This window comes from Frankia sp. AiPs1, from assembly GCF_023716945.1.
In the GTDB taxonomy this organism is placed as follows: Bacteria; Actinomycetota; Actinomycetes; order Frankiales; family Frankiaceae; genus Frankia.
The window spans coordinates 1-637 of record NZ_JAMQQF010001151.1 but is presented as its reverse complement, the minus strand read 5'-3'; the positions used below and the strand labels follow the sequence as shown (position 1 = coordinate 637).

General features: G+C 76.1%; 1 protein-coding gene and 1 pseudogene. Both read left to right on the top strand.

Annotation, left to right across the window (positions count from 1 at the left end):
- The coding region (locus tag ND748_RS33395) for an acyl-CoA dehydrogenase family protein (protein ID WP_285903031.1) at positions 1-372 on the top strand (372 nt) is incomplete at its 5' end.
- Positions 369-637: pseudogene (locus ND748_RS33390) on the top strand (acyl-CoA dehydrogenase); the annotation flags it as partial. The gene ND748_RS33395 and the pseudogene ND748_RS33390, both read left to right, overlap by 4 nt.

The window sequence follows — 637 nt, the reverse complement described above, 5'->3', positions numbered from 1 at the left end:
GTCGCCACCCGGCTCGCCGCCGGCGCCCGGCTGCCCGACGGCTCGGCCGCGCGACTCGGCTCCGTCTACGAGCAGATCATCGCGTTGCGCGCCCGCAGCGCCGCCACGGTGCGCCGGCTCGCCGCGGGTGACACGGTGGGCCCCGAGGCCAGCGTCGACAAGGTCCTGCTGGCCACCGCCGAGATCTCCCTGTTCGACCTCGCCCGCGACCTGCTGGGCATCGATTTCGTCCTCGGCGCCACGGACGAGGTCGCCGCCTGGCGCGACGAGTGGTGGTACTCCCGCTCGGCGACGATCCTCGGCGGCTCCGCCGAGGTCCAGCGCACGATCATCGCCGATCACGTCCTCGGCCTGCCGAAGGAGGCGAAGTGACCAGTCCCGGACTCGATGACGCCACCGCGGAGCTGCTGGCCGGCTCCCTGCGGGAGGTGCTCGCCGAGGGCGGCGACCTCGCCGCGGCCCTGGCGGAGCTCGGCTGGGCCGACGTGCTCGCCGACGACCCGGCCCGCGCCACCACCCTGCTGTTCGCCGAGCACGGGCGGGCGCTCGCCCGTTCCCGCGTCCTCGACGACGTCCTGCTCGCCGAGCTCGCCGGCGACCTGCCCGCCGCCACCGGCCCGCGGGCCCTGCTCTACCC